The 14969-nt window shown below is 68.0% G+C and carries 18 protein-coding genes and 1 pseudogene; 8 read left to right on the forward strand and 11 right to left on the reverse strand.

Annotated features, from left to right (window positions below):
• Positions 1-243 precede the first annotated feature (243 nt).
• Complete coding sequence (locus OG522_RS40320; protein WP_329468474.1) at positions 244-1791, forward strand: Na+/H+ antiporter; 1548 nt, start codon at positions 244-246, stop codon at positions 1789-1791.
• A gap of 52 nt (positions 1792-1843) precedes the next feature.
• On the opposite strand, the gene OG522_RS40325 is transcribed toward OG522_RS40320, so the two are convergent.
• From OG522_RS40325 to OG522_RS40335, 3 genes are all read right to left on the reverse strand, one after another.
• A complete protein-coding gene (locus OG522_RS40325; protein WP_329468476.1) occupies positions 1844-2254 on the reverse strand; it encodes a hypothetical protein in 411 nt (136 codons plus the stop codon).
• A gap of 349 nt (positions 2255-2603) precedes the next feature.
• The gene (locus tag OG522_RS40330) at positions 2604-2972 is read right to left on the reverse strand and encodes a hypothetical protein (protein ID WP_329468477.1); all 369 of its coding nucleotides are present in this window, start codon (positions 2970-2972) and stop codon (positions 2604-2606) included.
• Positions 2973-3002: 30 nt separating this feature from the next.
• Positions 3003-3431: a MerR family transcriptional regulator gene (locus OG522_RS40335; RefSeq protein WP_329468479.1), complete on the reverse strand. Its 429-nt coding sequence runs from the start codon at positions 3429-3431 to the stop codon at positions 3003-3005.
• Positions 3432-3857: 426 nt separating this feature from the next.
• Here OG522_RS40335 and OG522_RS40340 point away from each other — a divergent pair, with 426 nt between their 5' ends.
• On the forward strand, positions 3858-5360 hold the full coding sequence (locus OG522_RS40340) for a SulP family inorganic anion transporter (protein WP_329468481.1): 1503 nt from the start codon (positions 3858-3860) through the stop codon (positions 5358-5360).
• 152 nt (positions 5361-5512) lie between these two features.
• Here the strand turns inward: OG522_RS40340 and OG522_RS40345 are convergent, their stop codons facing one another.
• From OG522_RS40345 to OG522_RS40360, 4 genes and pseudogenes are all read right to left on the reverse strand, one after another.
• Entirely contained in the window at positions 5513-5668 is a 156-nt protein-coding gene (locus OG522_RS40345; protein ID WP_329468482.1) for a hypothetical protein, read from the reverse strand.
• A gap of 31 nt (positions 5669-5699) precedes the next feature.
• Positions 5700-6368 carry a recombinase family protein gene (locus OG522_RS40350; RefSeq protein ID WP_329468656.1) on the reverse strand — a complete coding sequence of 223 codons (669 nt, stop codon included), beginning with the start codon at positions 6366-6368 and terminating at the stop codon, positions 5700-5702.
• A 283-nt stretch (positions 6369-6651) separates the two neighbouring features.
• Positions 6652-6756, reverse strand: a pseudogene (locus OG522_RS41500) (IS6 family transposase); the annotation flags it as partial.
• Positions 6757-7895: 1139 nt separating this feature from the next.
• Entirely contained in the window at positions 7896-8072 is a 177-nt protein-coding gene (locus OG522_RS40360; protein WP_329468486.1) for a hypothetical protein, read from the reverse strand.
• Positions 8073-8173: 101 nt separating this feature from the next.
• Between OG522_RS40360 and OG522_RS40365 the strand changes: the two genes are divergently transcribed.
• The 4 genes from OG522_RS40365 to OG522_RS40385 all read left to right on the forward strand — a co-directional run bounded on the left by OG522_RS40365 (position 8174) and on the right by OG522_RS40385 (position 12002).
• A complete protein-coding gene (locus OG522_RS40365) occupies positions 8174-9217 on the forward strand; it encodes an IS630 family transposase (RefSeq protein WP_329468487.1) in 1044 nt (347 codons plus the stop codon).
• A gap of 897 nt (positions 9218-10114) precedes the next feature.
• Positions 10115-10327, forward strand: a complete 213-nt coding sequence (locus tag OG522_RS40375) for a hypothetical protein (RefSeq protein ID WP_329468489.1) — start codon at positions 10115-10117, stop codon at positions 10325-10327.
• 540 nt (positions 10328-10867) lie between these two features.
• Positions 10868-11011, forward strand: a complete 144-nt coding sequence (locus OG522_RS40380) for a hypothetical protein (protein WP_329468491.1) — start codon at positions 10868-10870, stop codon at positions 11009-11011.
• A 199-nt stretch (positions 11012-11210) separates the two neighbouring features.
• On the forward strand, positions 11211-12002 hold the full coding sequence (locus OG522_RS40385; RefSeq protein WP_329468657.1) for an SAM-dependent methyltransferase: 792 nt from the start codon (positions 11211-11213) through the stop codon (positions 12000-12002).
• Here the strand turns inward: OG522_RS40385 and OG522_RS40390 are convergent, their stop codons facing one another.
• Both OG522_RS40390 and OG522_RS40395 read right to left on the reverse strand, forming a co-directional pair.
• Positions 12003-12833 carry a DUF5753 domain-containing protein gene (locus tag OG522_RS40390; RefSeq protein WP_329468493.1) on the reverse strand — a complete coding sequence of 277 codons (831 nt, stop codon included), beginning with the start codon at positions 12831-12833 and terminating at the stop codon, positions 12003-12005.
• A 212-nt stretch (positions 12834-13045) separates the two neighbouring features.
• Complete coding sequence (locus OG522_RS40395; RefSeq protein WP_329468494.1) at positions 13046-13261, reverse strand: DUF397 domain-containing protein; 216 nt, start codon at positions 13259-13261, stop codon at positions 13046-13048.
• Positions 13262-13862: 601 nt separating this feature from the next.
• Between OG522_RS40395 and OG522_RS40400 the strand changes: the two genes are divergently transcribed.
• Both OG522_RS40400 and OG522_RS40405 read left to right on the forward strand, forming a co-directional pair.
• Positions 13863-14033, forward strand: a complete 171-nt coding sequence (locus OG522_RS40400; RefSeq protein WP_329468495.1) for a hypothetical protein — start codon at positions 13863-13865, stop codon at positions 14031-14033.
• A gap of 141 nt (positions 14034-14174) precedes the next feature.
• The gene (locus OG522_RS40405) at positions 14175-14375 is read left to right on the forward strand and encodes a hypothetical protein (RefSeq protein WP_329468497.1); all 201 of its coding nucleotides are present in this window, start codon (positions 14175-14177) and stop codon (positions 14373-14375) included.
• A 5-nt stretch (positions 14376-14380) separates the two neighbouring features.
• Here OG522_RS40405 and OG522_RS40410 read toward each other — a convergent pair whose 3' ends face one another.
• Together OG522_RS40410 and OG522_RS40415 are read right to left on the reverse strand one after the other, a co-directional pair.
• Positions 14381-14575, reverse strand: coding sequence for a hypothetical protein (locus OG522_RS40410; protein ID WP_329468498.1), 195 nt, complete (start codon positions 14573-14575; stop codon positions 14381-14383).
• 51 nt (positions 14576-14626) lie between these two features.
• A complete protein-coding gene (locus OG522_RS40415) occupies positions 14627-14920 on the reverse strand; it encodes a hypothetical protein (protein ID WP_329468499.1) in 294 nt (97 codons plus the stop codon).
• Between the last annotated feature and the right edge of the window lie 49 nt (positions 14921-14969).

A 14969-nucleotide genomic window follows, 5' to 3' on the forward strand; every position in this document is an offset into this window, starting at 1 on the left:
GCACCCGGTCTGAGATGCGGCGCTGGGGCGCCCGGTTCGCTGCGGGAAGCCGGCTCGTGCGCCTCTTCAGTCGAGAGCGCCTACCAGGGGTCGCAGCGCGCGCCCCGCCTCCGCCCTTGCCGAGCCCTGCTAAAGTCCCGATAAAATTACCTTTGGTGTGCCGGGAAGTCTGGTCGGCTCGGGGGACGACTGCGGCGATCAGGCGGCGGCGACCCCGTTCGTCGTGATGGGGTCTTTTCGCAGATGCGCGCCGTGGGGATCGTTCTCTTCCTGGTGGTTCTGGCCACCGCCGTGGCCACCTTCGCCCGACGCTGGCGCGTGCCCGCCCCCTCCCTGCTGGTCCTGGCCGGCATCGGGGTTGCACTGATACCCGGCGTGCCCGCGCTGCACATCCCGCCGCAGGCCATCGCGCTGGTCGTGCTGCCCCCGCTGCTGTACGCCTCCGCCGAGGAACTGTCGCTGCGCGACCTGCGCACGGTGTGGAAGCCGGTGACGATCCTCGCCTTCGGCCTGGTCTTCGCCTCTGCGGCGGCCGTCGGCTTCGCGGCGGTCGCGATCACCGGCCTGCCGCCCGCGATGGCCTTCGTCCTCGGGGCCGTACTCGCCTCCACCGACCCGGTGGCCGTCACCGCGCTCGGCCGCCGACTCGCCCTGCCGGGAAGGGTCCAGGTCCTGGTGCAGGCGGAGAGCCTGTTCAACGACGCCACCTCGCTGGTGCTGTTCAAGGTCGCCGTCGGCATCGCCGTGGCGACCGGGGCTGCGGTGAGCCTGCCCTCGGCCGGCGCGGAGTTCCTGCTGCTGGGAGGTGGCGGCAGCCTGATCGGCGCGGCGGTCGCGGGCCTGGTGTGGCTGATCCGCCGCCGCACCACGGACCCGGTGCTGGAGACGGTGATCGCCCTGATCACCCCGTACGCGGCGTACGTGGTGGCGGAAGCCGCGCACACCTCCGGCATCACCTCGGTCGTCGTCGCCGGGGTTCTGCTCGGCCGCAGTGGCCACCGCCTCACCGACGCCCACATCCGCCTGCAGCTGCACGCCGTCTACGCGGTGGTGGTGTTCATCCTGGAGAGCGTGGTCTTCAGCATCGTCGGCCTGGAGCTGCCCGCGCTGGTGCGGGACCTGCCCGCGGGCAGCGGCTGGTGGCCTCTTCAGGCGCTCGCTCTGGCCGCCGTGCTGATCGCGGTGCGGGTGCTGTCGACGCTGCCGCTGACCCGGGCGGTCAAGCCCTCCCGGGGCCGGATGTCCTGGCGGGTGGCCGGGGTGGTGACCTGGGCCGGCACCCGAGGTGTGATGCCGCTGGCCGCATCCCTGTCGATCCCGCTCCTCGCGAGCGACGGCAGCGCGCTGGCCGGCCGACCGCTGGTGCTGGTGCTGACCACAGCGGTCGTGGTGTTCACCCTGGTCGTCCAGGGCCTGAGCCTGGCGGCGGTGGTCAACCGCTCCGGCCTGGCGCTGGAGCCCGAGCACACCGCCCGCGAGGAGGCGGAGGCCCGTGATGCCCTCAACCGCGCCGCGCTCGCCCACGTCGACGACCTCGCCTCCCTGGAGGCGATGCCCGAGGCCGTGATCGACCGGGTCCGGCGTGGGCTGAGCGCCCGGCTCGACCACAGGGTCGACGGCCCGGACGGCAGCACCGTGGACGCCACCTACCGCGAGCTGCGGCATGAGGTGATCGCCGTCCAGAGCACGGAGCTGCACCGCCTGTACGACGAGCACCGGATCAGCGATGCCACCCGCCGGAGCCTGCAGCACGACCTCGACCGCGAGGAGGCCGCACTCGGCACGTCGTGAGCGCGCCGGCCCAGGTCGCCTGAACCTGGCCGCTACGCGTGTGCGGCCAGGTTCAGGCGACCTTCACGGGCCGGGACAGGGCGTCCATCGCGCGGCCGGCCTGGTCAGTCAGGGTCACCGCCACGAGCAGCGCCTGTCGGGTGGGTATGCTGCCGGGGATGGGGTCGAGCATGAACCGGCCGATGTAGCGGCCATTGCCGAACAGCCGCAGCTCCACCTCCTCGGCGGGCATGCCGAGCTGGTCGGTGGCCCAGGTCCTGCGTCCGACGACGATGGAGCCGTCGTGCTCCAGGCGCGGCGGACGGCCGAGCAGCGTGCCGTACTCGAAGCGGCAGCCGCGCAACTGGAGCAGGTCGGTCAGCTGGGCGCGCACGTGGTCGACCACGGCCGGGGCCGAGCCGACGGAGTGGGCCAGCACCGCGCTCTCGTGGATCTGGGCCAGGTAGCCGGCATCGGTGACCACGCGGCGGCGCTCAGCGCGGCGACCGCACCCGCGAGCCGGTGCCCCAGTGCGGCGACCGCGACCACCGCCACGACCAGGAGCAGGGTCACGTTGGTGTTCGCCAGGTGCCCGCGCCACGGCAGCAGCACCGCGCTGAGCGCGAGCGGAACCAACGCCGCGGTGACGAGTGAGACCGGGCCTCTCATGACGTACCGGCGCATCATGCACCTCCCGACCTCTGGTGTAGCAGGACCAGGGCGGGGCGCAAGTGCTGAGGACGGCCGTTAACGCAACTCTTGCGCACGTCTTCGGCGGTCCCGTGCGCCGCACGGCGCGTTCGTCCTGGTGGCTGCCAGGGGCGGCCCGCGCCTCACGGGGTGTCGTCGCTGTGGGCGAGGACCCGGTCCAGGCCCAGGGCTCGCAGTGAGGCCCGGGTGCGGGGGGCGGCGTGGTGGACGGTGACCGCGACGGCGCGGGCCCGGGCGGCGACGGCGAGCGGGACGAACACCGCGCCGGTCAGGGACGGGCCCAGGTCGCCGGCTCGGGTGAGGTCGATGTGGGCCTGGTGGGGCCCGGCGTCCAGCAGGTGTGCCAGTGCCCGGCCCGCCCGCTCGGCGCTCTTCTCGTCGAGTGGGCCGCGCAGGCTCACCACCAGGCTGTCGGGCCCGGTCTGGCGGACGTCCACGGTCTTGACGGGGCTGTGCGCGGCCAGCCACTTCCTCCAGGCTCGGTCGGGCACGGCGCCTCAAACAGGGACGGGGAGCGGGTCTCAGCGGTTCGGGGTGGCGGGGGAATCGCCTGCTGCTTGGAGTCTGCCGCGCAGGGTGGCGGCGAAGTCCTCGGCGCGCGAGAGCTGGACGCGCAGGTCGGCGATGCGGTCCTGGGCGGCCTGCTCGTAGCCGCGTACCCGTTCCAGCAGTTTCTCCCGCTCCTCGGCCCCTGCCTCGGCTGGCGTGTCGGTGTCGAGGAGGTCGGTGGCCTCCAGCAGGTCGCGCATCTGGTCGAGGGTGAAGCCCAGTGGCTTCATCCGGCGGATCACCATCAGGCGGGCGACGTCGGCCTCGGTGTAGAGGCGAAAGCCCCCCTGGGAGCGGGCGGAGGGGACGAGGAGGCCGGCCTCCTCGTAGTGGCGGATGGTCCGCAGGGACAGTTCGGTACGGGTGGCGACCTCGCCGATCTGCATGTGCTCGGATTCCACGCCCGTTGCCCTCGGTCCTTCTCGTCCACGGTTTGCCCCGGGGCCGACGGCCCCAGCAATCCCTACTCTAACGTTAGGGTAGAGTTCACGGTGTGCGGGAGCGGCACGCGTGTGCCCCTTTCGCCGACCCGCGGACCGTGACCATGAGCGGTCCGCCCGCCCGTCGGGGCCGATGGCGCCTCCGCGAAGCCCCCTTCGGCAGGAGATCCAGCGTGCGCATGCCCCAGGTGCCCCGCGCCGCCACCTGCCCCCCGTGACCCTACGCGGACCGTGAGCTGATCGGCCGCCTGCGGGCCGGCCTCGCTCCACCCCTCAGCCTTTCCGCCCGCCACCTCGGGCGATCCGCGGGATGCCGCCCTGGCCTTCCGTGTTCCCGTCCCCGCGCGCACCGCCGGTCGCGCCCGAGCACGACAGGTTCCCGCCGTCTTGCAGACTTCCCCGCTCACCGCTGCCTCGCGCCTGCGCGGCTCCCGCCCCGCCTGGTTGTCGAACCCGAAGGTCCTGCGCACCGAGGTGCTGGCCGGCCTGGTGGTCGCCCTCGCGCTGATCCCCGAGGCGATCTCGTTCTCGGTCATCGCCGGGGTTGACCCGAAGATCGGCCTGTTCGCGTCCTTCACCATGGCCGTGACCATCGCGATCGTCGGCGGACGCCCCGCGATGATCTCCGCCGCCACCGGCGCCGTCGCACTGGTCATCGGCCCGCTCAACCGCCAGCACGGCCTGGGCTACCTCATCGCCTGCGTCATCCTCGCGGGCGTCCTCCAGATCGTGCTCGGCGCGCTCGGCGTCGCCAAGCTCATGCGCTTCGTGCCCCGCAGCGTGATGGTCGGCTTCGTCAACGCTCTGGCGATCCTGATCTTCATGGCGCAGATCCCCAACACGGTGGACGTGTTGTGGGCGGTCTACCCGCTGGTCGCCGCCGGCCTGGCCCTGATGGTGTTCTTCCCGAAGGTCACCACCGTGATCCCGGCGCCGCTGGTGTCCATCGTGATCCTGACCGTCATGACGGTGGGCGCCGGGATCGCCGTGCCGACCGTGGGCGACAAGGGCAAGCTGCCCTCGTCCCTGCCCGTGCCGGGCCTGCCGGACGTGCCGTTCACCCTGCACACCCTGACCGTCATCGCCCCCTACGCGCTCGCCATGGCGCTGGTCGGGCTGATGGAGTCGCTGATGACCGCCAAACTCGTCGACGACATCACCGAGACCCGCTCCAATAAGACCCGCGAGTCCATCGGCCAGGGCATCGCCAACATCGTCACCGGCTTCTTCGGCGGCATGGGCGGCTGCGCGATGATCGGCCAGACCATGATCAACGTGAAGACGTCCGGCGCCCGCACCCGCCTGTCCACGTTCCTGGCGGGCGCGTTCCTGATGGTGCTGTGCGTCGTCTTCGGCCCCGTCGTCTCCGACATCCCGATGGCCGCCCTGGTCGCCGTGATGATCCTGGTCTCCGTCGGCACCTTCGACTGGCACTCCATCGCCCCCAAGACGTTGAAGCGGATGCCCGCCGGTGAGATCACCGTCATGGTGATCACCGTCGCCGTCGTCGTCGCCACCAGCAACCTCGCGATCGGCGTCGTCGTCGGCTCCATCACCGCGATGGTCATCTTCGGCAAGCGCGTCGCCCACCTCGTGAACGTCACCGCGGTTACCGACCCCGACGGCGGCCAGGTGGTCTACTCGGTGACCGGCGCCCTGTTCTTCGCCTCCAGCAACGACCTCGTCGGCCAGTTCGACTACGCCGGCGACCCCGGCAAGGTCGTCATCGACCTCACCGACGCCCACATCTGGGACGCCTCCTCGGTGGCCGCCCTCGACGCCGTCGAGACCAAGTACACCCAGCGCGGCAAGACGGTGGAGATCATCGGCCTCAACCAGCACAGCGCCAGGATCCACGAAACCCTCAGCGGCGAACTCACCAGCCACTGACACCGCGCTCCACCTCGGGAGCCGTGCCCGCACTGCGGGCACGGCCCCCAGCCGTCCCGGGTCCGGCGCCAGGAGCGCAACCAGTTGTCGTGTCCCGATTGGTTGGTGGTCCAGCGGTTCACGGCGAGATGCGTCCTGGCCAGCCGTCAGGTTCAGCAGTGCGGACCGGTGTCGTCCTGCTCGGCCGCATCGGGACTGTCGTCGCCCTCCCGGCCGACGCCGGTCCAGGCCCCGGATGGGTAGGGCAGGTCGGCGTCCTCGATGCCGAGCAGCGGGCAGCCCCTGGTGCGGTTCGGGCCGGGGATCACCGGCGGGCCTCTTCCCGGCGGTCGGTGGCGGTCAGCTCGGCGGCTGAGCGATCAGCCGCCGGCGGAGGTCGATCTCCTCGGGGGTGAGCGGTTCGTCGTCCTGGCGGATGCGTGCCGGACGGGGCCGCAGGGGCAGGCCGTCGTCCGCTGCCGCGTTGGCGGCTTCCTCCGCCTCGGCGAGCGCCCGGTACACCGAGGCAACCCACGGGTGCTCGCCGGCGTTCTTGCCGGTCTTGATGACGAGCTTCTTGGCGATCTCGGGCACCGGGGTGCCCTTGTCCTTGAGCGCGACGGCGAAGGTCAGCATGTCGTCGTCGATGACCTTCGGCCGGCCGCCGTGGTTGCCCTTGCGGGCGGCGCTCTGCTGGCCCTCCAGGGTCTTCTCCCGGATGTAGTTGCGGTCGAGCTGGGCAGCGACGGCCAGCACGGCGAAGAGCATCGAGCCCATGCCGTTGGGGTCGTAGACGCCGGTGAGCGGGCCTGTGAGGAGTTCGAGCAGGATGCCGGCTCCCTCCAGGTCGGCGGAGAGCTGCATCAGCTCGGCGGCGTTGCGGGCCAGGCGCTTCATCTCGTGGGCGGTCAGGATGACGACCTGGTCGGGGGCCGCCTCCTTGAACTCGGTGGCGAGCTTGAGAACCTGTCTTTGAACCGTGTTGATGCTCTTGGAGCGTTGGCCTGAGGTTGCTACGGATCTCGGTATGGGTTGACGCTGCGGGGAGTGGGGTCGCGACTTGTCGTCGGCGGCATTGTTCGCCGCGCCTCGGCCTCAGGGGGTGGGCGGTATGCCCGCAGGGACCAAGATCGGGAATGTGAGCCGGGGCCGGTACCAGGAGATCATCGCCGAGGACCGGAAGCTCGTCGAGATCGATACGAAGATCCAGTTCGCTATCGGTGACCACGCGTTGGGGCGTTGTCACGTTGTTGGGTGTGCGGGTGTCTGACGGTGTGTCGAGGTGTGGTGGGGCCGGGTGCCGGCCCTGGGCTCAGGCGGCGGCAGGCCGGCCGGTGACGCCGGTGATCTGCTCCCAGATGGTGAAGCGGACGGTCATTTCGGCGCGGTGTTGGGTGCCGGTCATCAGGTGGCGGCGGTGCAGGTCGTTGGCCGCGCGGTCGCCGTCGAGGGAGATGCCGACCTTGACGTAGCAGTCGTCGCAGGCGAGATCGCACCTGTTGTGCATCTTCAGCACGAGCCGGTTGAAGGGCCGTGCACGCGGCCGCGGCTCGTGGCGCCCGGTCGGGCGGGCCGCGCCGAACTTGTTGCCCGTCCGCGGACCGCCCCACGGTCCGGTGAGGGCGTGGGGCGGGATGCTGCCGATTACGGACCAGTCATCGGTGCCGGGCCCAGACCCACAGCGCGGTGACGAACACTCCGCCGCTGGTGTAGGCCGCGCCCATCGCCGCCGTGAGGGCCAGGGCCCGCAGGTGGTGACGCGCCCGGCCATGCCTCTTCTGCTGAGGCTGCCTGGGCTCGACTGGGGCTGGAGCCGTATCCTCCATGCCAGGAACTCCAATCTGTGTGACTGCAGAGCGGTGGACAGTTCCGAAGCAGGGCCCTCGGCGGAGCGGGAACTCAGGGCCGGGGGCTTCCTGCTGTTCGGCCGTCTGCATATTAGAGCTGCGCCGCGACGACCGCGGATAGAGCCGGGATACGCGAACAAATCGGGCATGCGTCCGATGCTTCACGCGAAGAGGGAATGCAAATCGCTCGGGCAGCGCGACCGTGTGCGGGACATCTGTGCGGCGGCCCTTGCTGCCCAGGCGTCAGTTCACCTGGGCGCCGTACGCGTCGATGAACGGCGGGCAGGCCGCCCGCGCCAGCTCCAGCGCAGAGCTGCGCCGCGACGACCGTTGCCACCGCCGTGCTCGTCGGGCGCATGTTGAACCTCGCCTTCGGCTGGTGGCAGGCAGACCCGCTGGCCGGCTACTACGCGATCCGCGAGGCGCGGGAGAGCTTCTTCGGCGACCGCTGATGCCCAGGCGCCCTTCCGCTCAGTCGCTCAATCGGCGGCGGATGGCTTCCTCTCGGTCTGTTCGCGGGCAAGGCCCTGCCGGTGGACTTCGGGGTCACGGTGGGGTCGCGCACGATCGCGGCCAGGATGTCGGGCGGCACCCGAGGCCGCCCCGCCCACCAGCACACCAGCACCGTCGGCCCCGGGCGCGGCGCGCCGACCGGCATCGGGCTCAGGCGCCGGCACCAGTAGCGTTTCCGCCGGCTTCGAGCCGCATCTCAGCCCGTGCTCCCTCGGTTGAGCCGCATGGTGTCGATCAAGTCCGGGAAGTCGTTCTCGCGGCGGGCCTGGGCAAGGTGGGAGGACAGGTGTCGGTACATCGACGGCGTGTTCGAGATCCGCCCCTCGCTCACCAGGCGGTAGTGGATTTGTTCTCCACCGTTCCGGTGTCTCATGAGACACCGCTGGTGGGTCCTGACCTGCTCTGGTGCCGGGCGAGTCGTGTCCGCGGGTTATTGAGCCGAAACTATCTGGTTGCCTTGCTCGTTGAGGGTGTGTGATCGAGCTTGGGGGTGCGCGGGGGCTGTCGCCTGCCGTGCAGGAGGTGGTGCGGCTTCGGGTGGTGGCCGCCCTGGAGTCGGGGCAGGTGCGGACGTACCGGCAGGCAGCCGAGGTGTTCGGGGTGTCTCAGCGGTCTGTGGGCACATGGTGGCGCAAGTACAAGGGCGCGGGGAGGGAGTCGCTCGCGGCACCGGTCAAGTCCCGCTCCGGTCCGGGCGAGTTGATCGGGGCCCAGGACCGTGCGGTGCTGTTCCAGGCGATGGCCGACTATACGCCCGAGCAGTTGCTGATCGGCGGACCGATGTGGACCCGCAAGCTGGTCGGCGAGCTGATCCGGATGGTGGTCGGTGTCGCCATGACCGAGCAGGGCGTGGGCAAGTGGCTGCGCCGGCACGGCTTCTCCCCGCAGCGCCCGGCCCGCCGCTCCTACCGCCAGCAGCAGGAGAAGGTGACCGCCTGGCTCGAAGAGGAGTACCCCGCCGTTGCCGGGCGGGCAATGGCGGAGCACGCCGTCGTGGCCTGGGTGGACCAGTGCGGTCTGCGCTCGGACACCGGCCCGCCCGGACGGTCCTGGGCGCCGGCCGGGCAGACCTCGACCGTGAAGGTCAGCGGCCGCCGGTTCCGCGTGAACATCATGTCCGCGATCGCCTCCCGCGGCTCGCTCTGGTTCACCGTGTTCACCGGGAAGTTCACCGCGAAGGTCTTCATCACCTTCCTCGACCGGCTCGCCCGCCAGGCTGGACGGAAGGTCCACGTCATCGCCGACCGGCACCCCGTCCACCGCGCCAAGGCCGTGACCGCCTGGCTCGCCGACAACACGGACCGCGTCGAGCTGCACCTGATGCCCGGATACAGCCCCGAACTCAACCCCGACGAGCTCCTCAACGCGGACATCAAGCGGAACGTCCACGCCGCACGCGCCGCCTCCGCCGACAACCTCGCCCACGAGACCCGCCGCTTCCTCCACCGACGCCAGCACCAACCCCACCACGTCCGCGGCTACTTCCACGCCCACCACGTCCGATACACCCTCGAATAGGCAACCAGACAGTTTCGGCTCAATAACAGGCTGTCCCTGTGCGGTCGGCTCGGGGCGCGTTCTCACAGGCGACAGCTCCTCCGGGCCAGCGGCGGCGCTCCCAGCGGCGGCACGGTCGCAGTCGGCTTGTGGCCCGACTGGTACGCCGCCGTCATCGAGCTGGTGACGCGAACCCTAATTGTCCTGGGATTCGGTGCAGGGGCGGCTGCCTCTGGCTTCCGGCTCGATGACCTACGCGCACTTCACCGTCGACGAGCCCCTGGCATGGTGGCCCTTGCAGAACGGCGGCGAAGCCTCCGTAACGTTTGCTGGCGGAGGATCGCCGGTTTGGTAGCTGGCGACCCGCCGCTACAATGCGCGCCATTCTGTCGGTGTTTGTCATTGTCATCTGCGGAGGATCCGCCTGGAATGGGTTGTCAGCGCGCGATGTGGCCGCGCTGTCGTCTGCCATTGGGCGTGGGCAAATCCTGATTGACAGGCCGTGACAATTCCAGAACGTCAGCGTGATGGGCCAGTGATGTCCCTCGAACGAGTGGAGGTGGGCCGAGGGCAACCAGTCACTTTTCAAGCGCAGCGATCGTTTCTGTTCGAATGAGATCACGCAGTGCGTCATATGTGGCCACTGGTGACTTCGTCCTTTCATGAATCGAGCGCTGCTGACGTCTATTTCGGGGCACGTCAAGAGTTCCCGGTTCCCTTTTCATTATTTGCAGCTCGTACGGTTCTCCGAGCGATGTGACTAGCGTGCGATCGGCATGGAACAGGGCCCCGAGTTGGCTGGCGCTCGCCTCGGGGCCCTGTTCCTCGTGCCTAACCAATCGACTGCACCAGGAGGTACGAGAGTTGATTCAGCACGTTCGGCGGGGGCTGTCCCGCCTTCTGCAGACGGAGCCCGCAGTGAGCATTCCGCTGCCGGTCCTCCTCCAAACAGCTGTTGCCAGCGTCTTCCTGCTCAACTTCCGATTCGGCTCCGCGCTGACCGTCGCGGTGATGGCGGTTGCGGTCATCTGGCCCGGCGCTCTGGCGCCGGAAGTCCAGATGATGATGACGGCGACCGCATGGTCGGACCGGAGCGCCATCTCATTTGTGAGGATCAGCTACACCCGCTAACGCGCCGGCCAGCCCGTGCAGCTTGCGCCGCGACGTCAAGCAGAAGACACGGCCACGACGGCTGCTGTCCGCTTGTGACGTCGGGGGAGCGGGCCTGGCTACTGCGCGTTCTGCCGTTCCAACATCTGCTGCGGCCCCGTGCCGCGCTTGACAGCGTCGTCGAGCGCGGTCGGAGCCGCTGCTCTTTGAACCTGCGGGGTGGACACCATGCCCAAGCGCCACGACCTTCGAAGGCCGCGCGCGAACTGCAAGCCGTCCGTCAACCACTCGCAACTCTGCCGACCGCCGACGCGGCCCGGGAGCGCTCCGCTGGCATACATGGTCTTCTGCAACGACCACTGGCCCGTCTACTGGCGCTTCAGCAGTGTCGTCGTCGGGTCGCCGCACCGGGGCGAAGAACTGGCCCGCGCTGCTTTGTCGAAAGTCGCCGCTCGCTGGCCAGCTGTACTGGGAAGCGCATCTCCGTCAGCGGCCGCCTGGGACCTGCTCTCCCAGGAATGCGCGTCGCGAAGGACGGACTCAGCCGACCGAATGCACCACATGCTTGAGCGAAAGGAAGCGGACGCGCTCATCCTGCGCCACAAACTGGGCCTGACCCCCCGGCAGGCCAGCTATGCCATGGGGCTGGAGGAAGCCCAGTTCAGCCTGCTGCACAGTCGGGCTCTGCACAACCTCAGCACCTGATATAACACCTCGAAGGCCACCCGGTGTGCGTCGGTGCGCGACAAGCCAAGGGGCGTGGCTTGTTTGACTCGAAGGTGCGTCCCTCGATGGTGGATGGCGCTGGCATTCCTGGAAACAACTCTCATAGCATGGGCGTCTGTTGTCGACGGCGCGCGCTGCCGCAGGTGAGCGCGGCCGTCGCGAGCCTGGGGAGCGCCTCATCGTTGATACCAGCAAGCCCAGCGTCGCCAGAATGTATGACTGTCTTCTGGGCGGCACAGACAACTATGCCGTAGACCGGGAGGCGTGTGAGGAGCTGCTGCGCCTCGCTCCCAGCGCCCGCGAGCTGGCGCTCGTGAACAGGGCGTTCCTTGTGCGAGCGGGCAGATACCTTGCCCGCGAGCATGGGGTGCGCCGCTTTCTGGATCACGGTTCAGGGTTGCCGACCCGGCCTAACTTGCACCAGGTCGCGCAAGAGGTCGACCCGGCCAGCGAGGTCGTCTACATCGACAATGATCCCATCGTTCTGGGTCATGGACGCATGATGCTGGCCGAAGACCCGGACACCACAGCGGTCCTCAACGCCGACATGCGCCACACTGAAGCCATCTTTAAGAGCGAGGAAGTTCGCCACCTGCTCCGAGACGGTCAGCCGGTTGCGGCCATGTTCGTGAGCGTGCTCCACTGCATTCCTGACGCAGACGACCCGTGGGCGCTGGTTGGCAGGGTCGCCGGCCTACTGCCGCCCGGAAGCTTCATGGTCATCTCCCAACTGGCCAGTGATCAGCCTGAACTGCGGGACAGCGTAACGCAGTTCATGAAGGAGATCACGGGTGACAACTGGGGCCGCGTGCGGTCGATCGAGGAAGTGGAGAGATTCTTCGTCGGCCTTGAGGTGCTGGAGACTCCAAGGCCTGTCGAGGTTTCACACTGGCTCCCGGACAGTGATCTCGCTCCGCGTCAGTACACCACCGAATGGATCGAGTACGGCGCCGTAGCCCGCATCGCGTGACTACTCGTCAACGCCGGGGGCTAGCTCGTCAATACGTTTCTGCAGGCAGTCGAGGGTCTCCCGTTTAGACAGAGCCCTGGCCCACCAGTCGTCGATCGACGCCTGGTAGATCTCCACCTCGTTCGGTTCGGCCAAGAAGGTGCCGCCGCGGTTCATGTCCTCCAGGTAGATCGTCCGGCCGGTGGCGCTGTCATGCGGTTTGAACAGTGTCATCGCCGGATGGACAGGATCGTCGTCCAGCGTGGCGGACTCGGGCAGGATGCGGATGTGCACGTTGGGCTTGTTCTCGGCGAAGTTGTACAGCTGGCGCAGCTGTTCGCGCATCACGATCTTGCCGCCTCTGAGCTTCTTCACCGCCTGCTCGGCGATCAGGGCCTCAAACATGGGCGCGTCGGGTTGATCGAGCAGGTGCTGGCGGTGGAGGCGCATCTCCAGCCGCCGCTCGACCCTCGCGAGCTCCTTCTCCCTCTCCTTCGGGTTGGGGTAGGAGCCGTAGAAACTCTTCATGACCGCACGCGAGTAGTTGGCAGTCTGCAGCATGCCAGGCACAAGGATCTGCTGACAGGTCCTGATCATCTTGGAGTGCGTCTCCAGAGCGAACAGGCCGTTCATGATCTCGCCAGCGACGTCGGCGTAGTGTGTCCACCATTGTTGCCCGTGGGACTGCTTCATGAGCGCCTCTGCCTCCCGGACGACGACGGAAGGAGCGTCGTAGAAGCGGAGCAGTGCATATACGCGCTCCTCTTTGAGCCTGCCAGTGGCCTTCTCGCACCGCTGGAGCGTCGCGAGCGACCCGATCCCGGGGATCTTGTGGGCGACTGCCTGTTCCAAGGTCAGCTTCTTTTGGACACGCAGATGCCGCAGCAGGGCTCCGATGAGCTGTGCTGCGGCATGCGGCGTAGCAGGCGGCGCCTGCCCCTCCCGACCTACCAGGGCAAGAACCCGAGTGGACATCTGAACTCCTCGCAATGAACGACGGTTTCCCGTCGGCGCGCCAAGGAGAACAGTCTGCCCGCTCGAAGGGCAACCGTCCTCTGCTTCTTTTAGACAGGCATGTTGCTGAACTCTCCCAGGCCCGCTCCGTGTGCGAACGCGTCCATCTCTTCCTTCGTGAAGATCAGCGCGGGACCGGTGGGGAACCGCGAGTTGCGTACCGCGAACTCGTTTTCACCCAGTCGTGCAACCTCGACACAGTCGTTCTTGGCATCACTGGCCCGAGCCTTCTGCCACCGAGCAGCGCCGATCTGGTCGGCTGCCATTCCGTTCTCCCACTTGCCCATGCCCTATCTGCCTTTCCGCCTGTGGTCAGCAACAACGCCTCACTGCTGGCCCGCTCGCACTGAAGGCCATTCATTTTCACATCGAGTCGAAAATTTTCACCAGCTGTGAGAACGATCAGGATTCTAGACCCTGGGCAAGCTTCGCTGACGTCCCTCGAAAGGGTGTTCTCGCCTGAATGGAAATAATTAGTACTATCAACGGATAGATGGTGGTTGAGGGGAGGCGGCGGCTGCGAAAATGGCCGGAGATGCACCGTAGCGAATGTGGCGCGTCAGGTGGCGTGGTCTGGCGTCCCGAGCTGCGCAAGCTTCCGAGAGAAGTTGCACAGCGCTGGATCGCCGCAGTGGGGACTGTAAGACGTTCGGCCCTGTCTCACTTTCGGTGGTGACTGTGGGGGCTGTTACCCGAGGGGGATTCGGTGGCGGAGCAGGGTGAAGCCTGCTCGTCCGTGCATTTGGCGCGCGATTGTGGAGCGACTCTCCTTGTGATCAGGAAGGTGGGGGTCGGCGACGAACCCGCGGGACGAATGTCCGGAGTTGGACCGACGTCACCACAGCAACGCCCCCATCGGGTTCCAGAATGACCGCGTCCACAACCCCCGTCCCGAACGTCCACCGCGGCCACGATCGAGTACGGCGGGCCGGGCACCACCTGGTGCTTGCCTTGAACCGCAGGACGACGTACCACCCGGCCTGCGCGGCCCACCTGGAAGAGGTAGCCATGATCCCGACGCGGGTCGCGACCGTCTGACGGTCACGGACTCCTCGTCGGGATCTGCATCGGCGCCGCCCTCGCGCTCCCCACCGCCTACCGGCGGATTGTGCAACGCGCCTGGACGGGGGAGCGGCGGCGCCAGTGAACGGTGTCTCGTCAGCCAGGTATTGTGCGGCTGTGGTCAACGAGACGGACGACGGTGGCAGACTCTCAGATGGTGAGTTCCAGCAGATGAACGTCCTGCTCCGTCGATTCTGCAGCCATGACCTCGACCAGTTCGAAGCGCTCCGCTCCGAAACCCCGTATGGCCCGGTCTACATCATCATGACGCGGTCACTTCCCCAGGCGCTTGCCGACACCGAGTTCTACGATCTCTGACCCGCTCACTCCGACGGCAGCCGGCCGGCGATGTCGGTGGCCAGTGCGAACGCGTCGAGTTCCTCCTCCGAGTCCCCGTCGGCGACCTCGGCGAAATGCATCAGCAGCCGGACCGCCTCTCGCGCCTCCATCAGCGTGATCAACGGCTCGCGCGGTGTGTTGGAGTACGTGCCCACCACAGGTGCTGAGAGATCATCCATGGTCTGGGCAACGCGCGGTTGATGTACCGGGTTACGGCCCGCAGCGGACGATCAGTCGCCGACGAACAGCACGTATCCACTGTTCCGGATCGCCAACTGCGCAGCGTCGAGCACCTTGTGCACGATGGGCACCTGCTCATGCTCGGGCAGGGCTTCCAGCTCCTCGACCAGCCGCCGGAGCTGGATGGCGTTGAACAGCGTGTGCGCATTGGCGTGCACGCCCCGCCGCAACGAGTTCCACGGCGCCCCCTCACGGAGATTCCTGAAGGACTCGTCCCTGTCGTCGCTGAACGACGGTGCGACGTCGGCGTGCGCGAAATTTTTGGTGTAGATACCCAGGCTCATACAACCCCCTAGCAGACAACCATCCGACCTGACATTCTCAACTATTCCC

Origin of the sequence: Streptomyces sp. NBC_01431 (assembly GCF_036231355.1) — a bacterium.
GTDB lineage: Bacteria > Actinomycetota > Actinomycetes > Streptomycetales > Streptomycetaceae > Streptomyces.

Coding starts and splice junctions, on each gene's coding strand:
- OG522_RS40320 (WP_329468474.1), top strand. CDS start 244: ATGCGCGCCGTGGGGATCGTTCTCTTCCTGGTGGTTCTGGCCACCGCC.
- OG522_RS40360 (WP_329468486.1), bottom strand. CDS start 8,072: ATGAGACACCGGAACGGTGGAGAACAAATCCACTACCGCCTGGTGAGC.
- OG522_RS40380 (WP_329468491.1), top strand. CDS start 10,868: ATGCTTGAGCGAAAGGAAGCGGACGCGCTCATCCTGCGCCACAAACTG.
- OG522_RS40395 (WP_329468494.1), bottom strand. CDS start 13,261: ATGGCAGCCGACCAGATCGGCGCTGCTCGGTGGCAGAAGGCTCGGGCC.
- OG522_RS40400 (WP_329468495.1), top strand. CDS start 13,863: ATGACCGCGTCCACAACCCCCGTCCCGAACGTCCACCGCGGCCACGAT.
- OG522_RS40410 (WP_329468498.1), bottom strand. CDS start 14,575: ATGGATGATCTCTCAGCACCTGTGGTGGGCACGTACTCCAACACACCG.
- OG522_RS40415 (WP_329468499.1), bottom strand. CDS start 14,920: ATGAGCCTGGGTATCTACACCAAAAATTTCGCGCACGCCGACGTCGCA.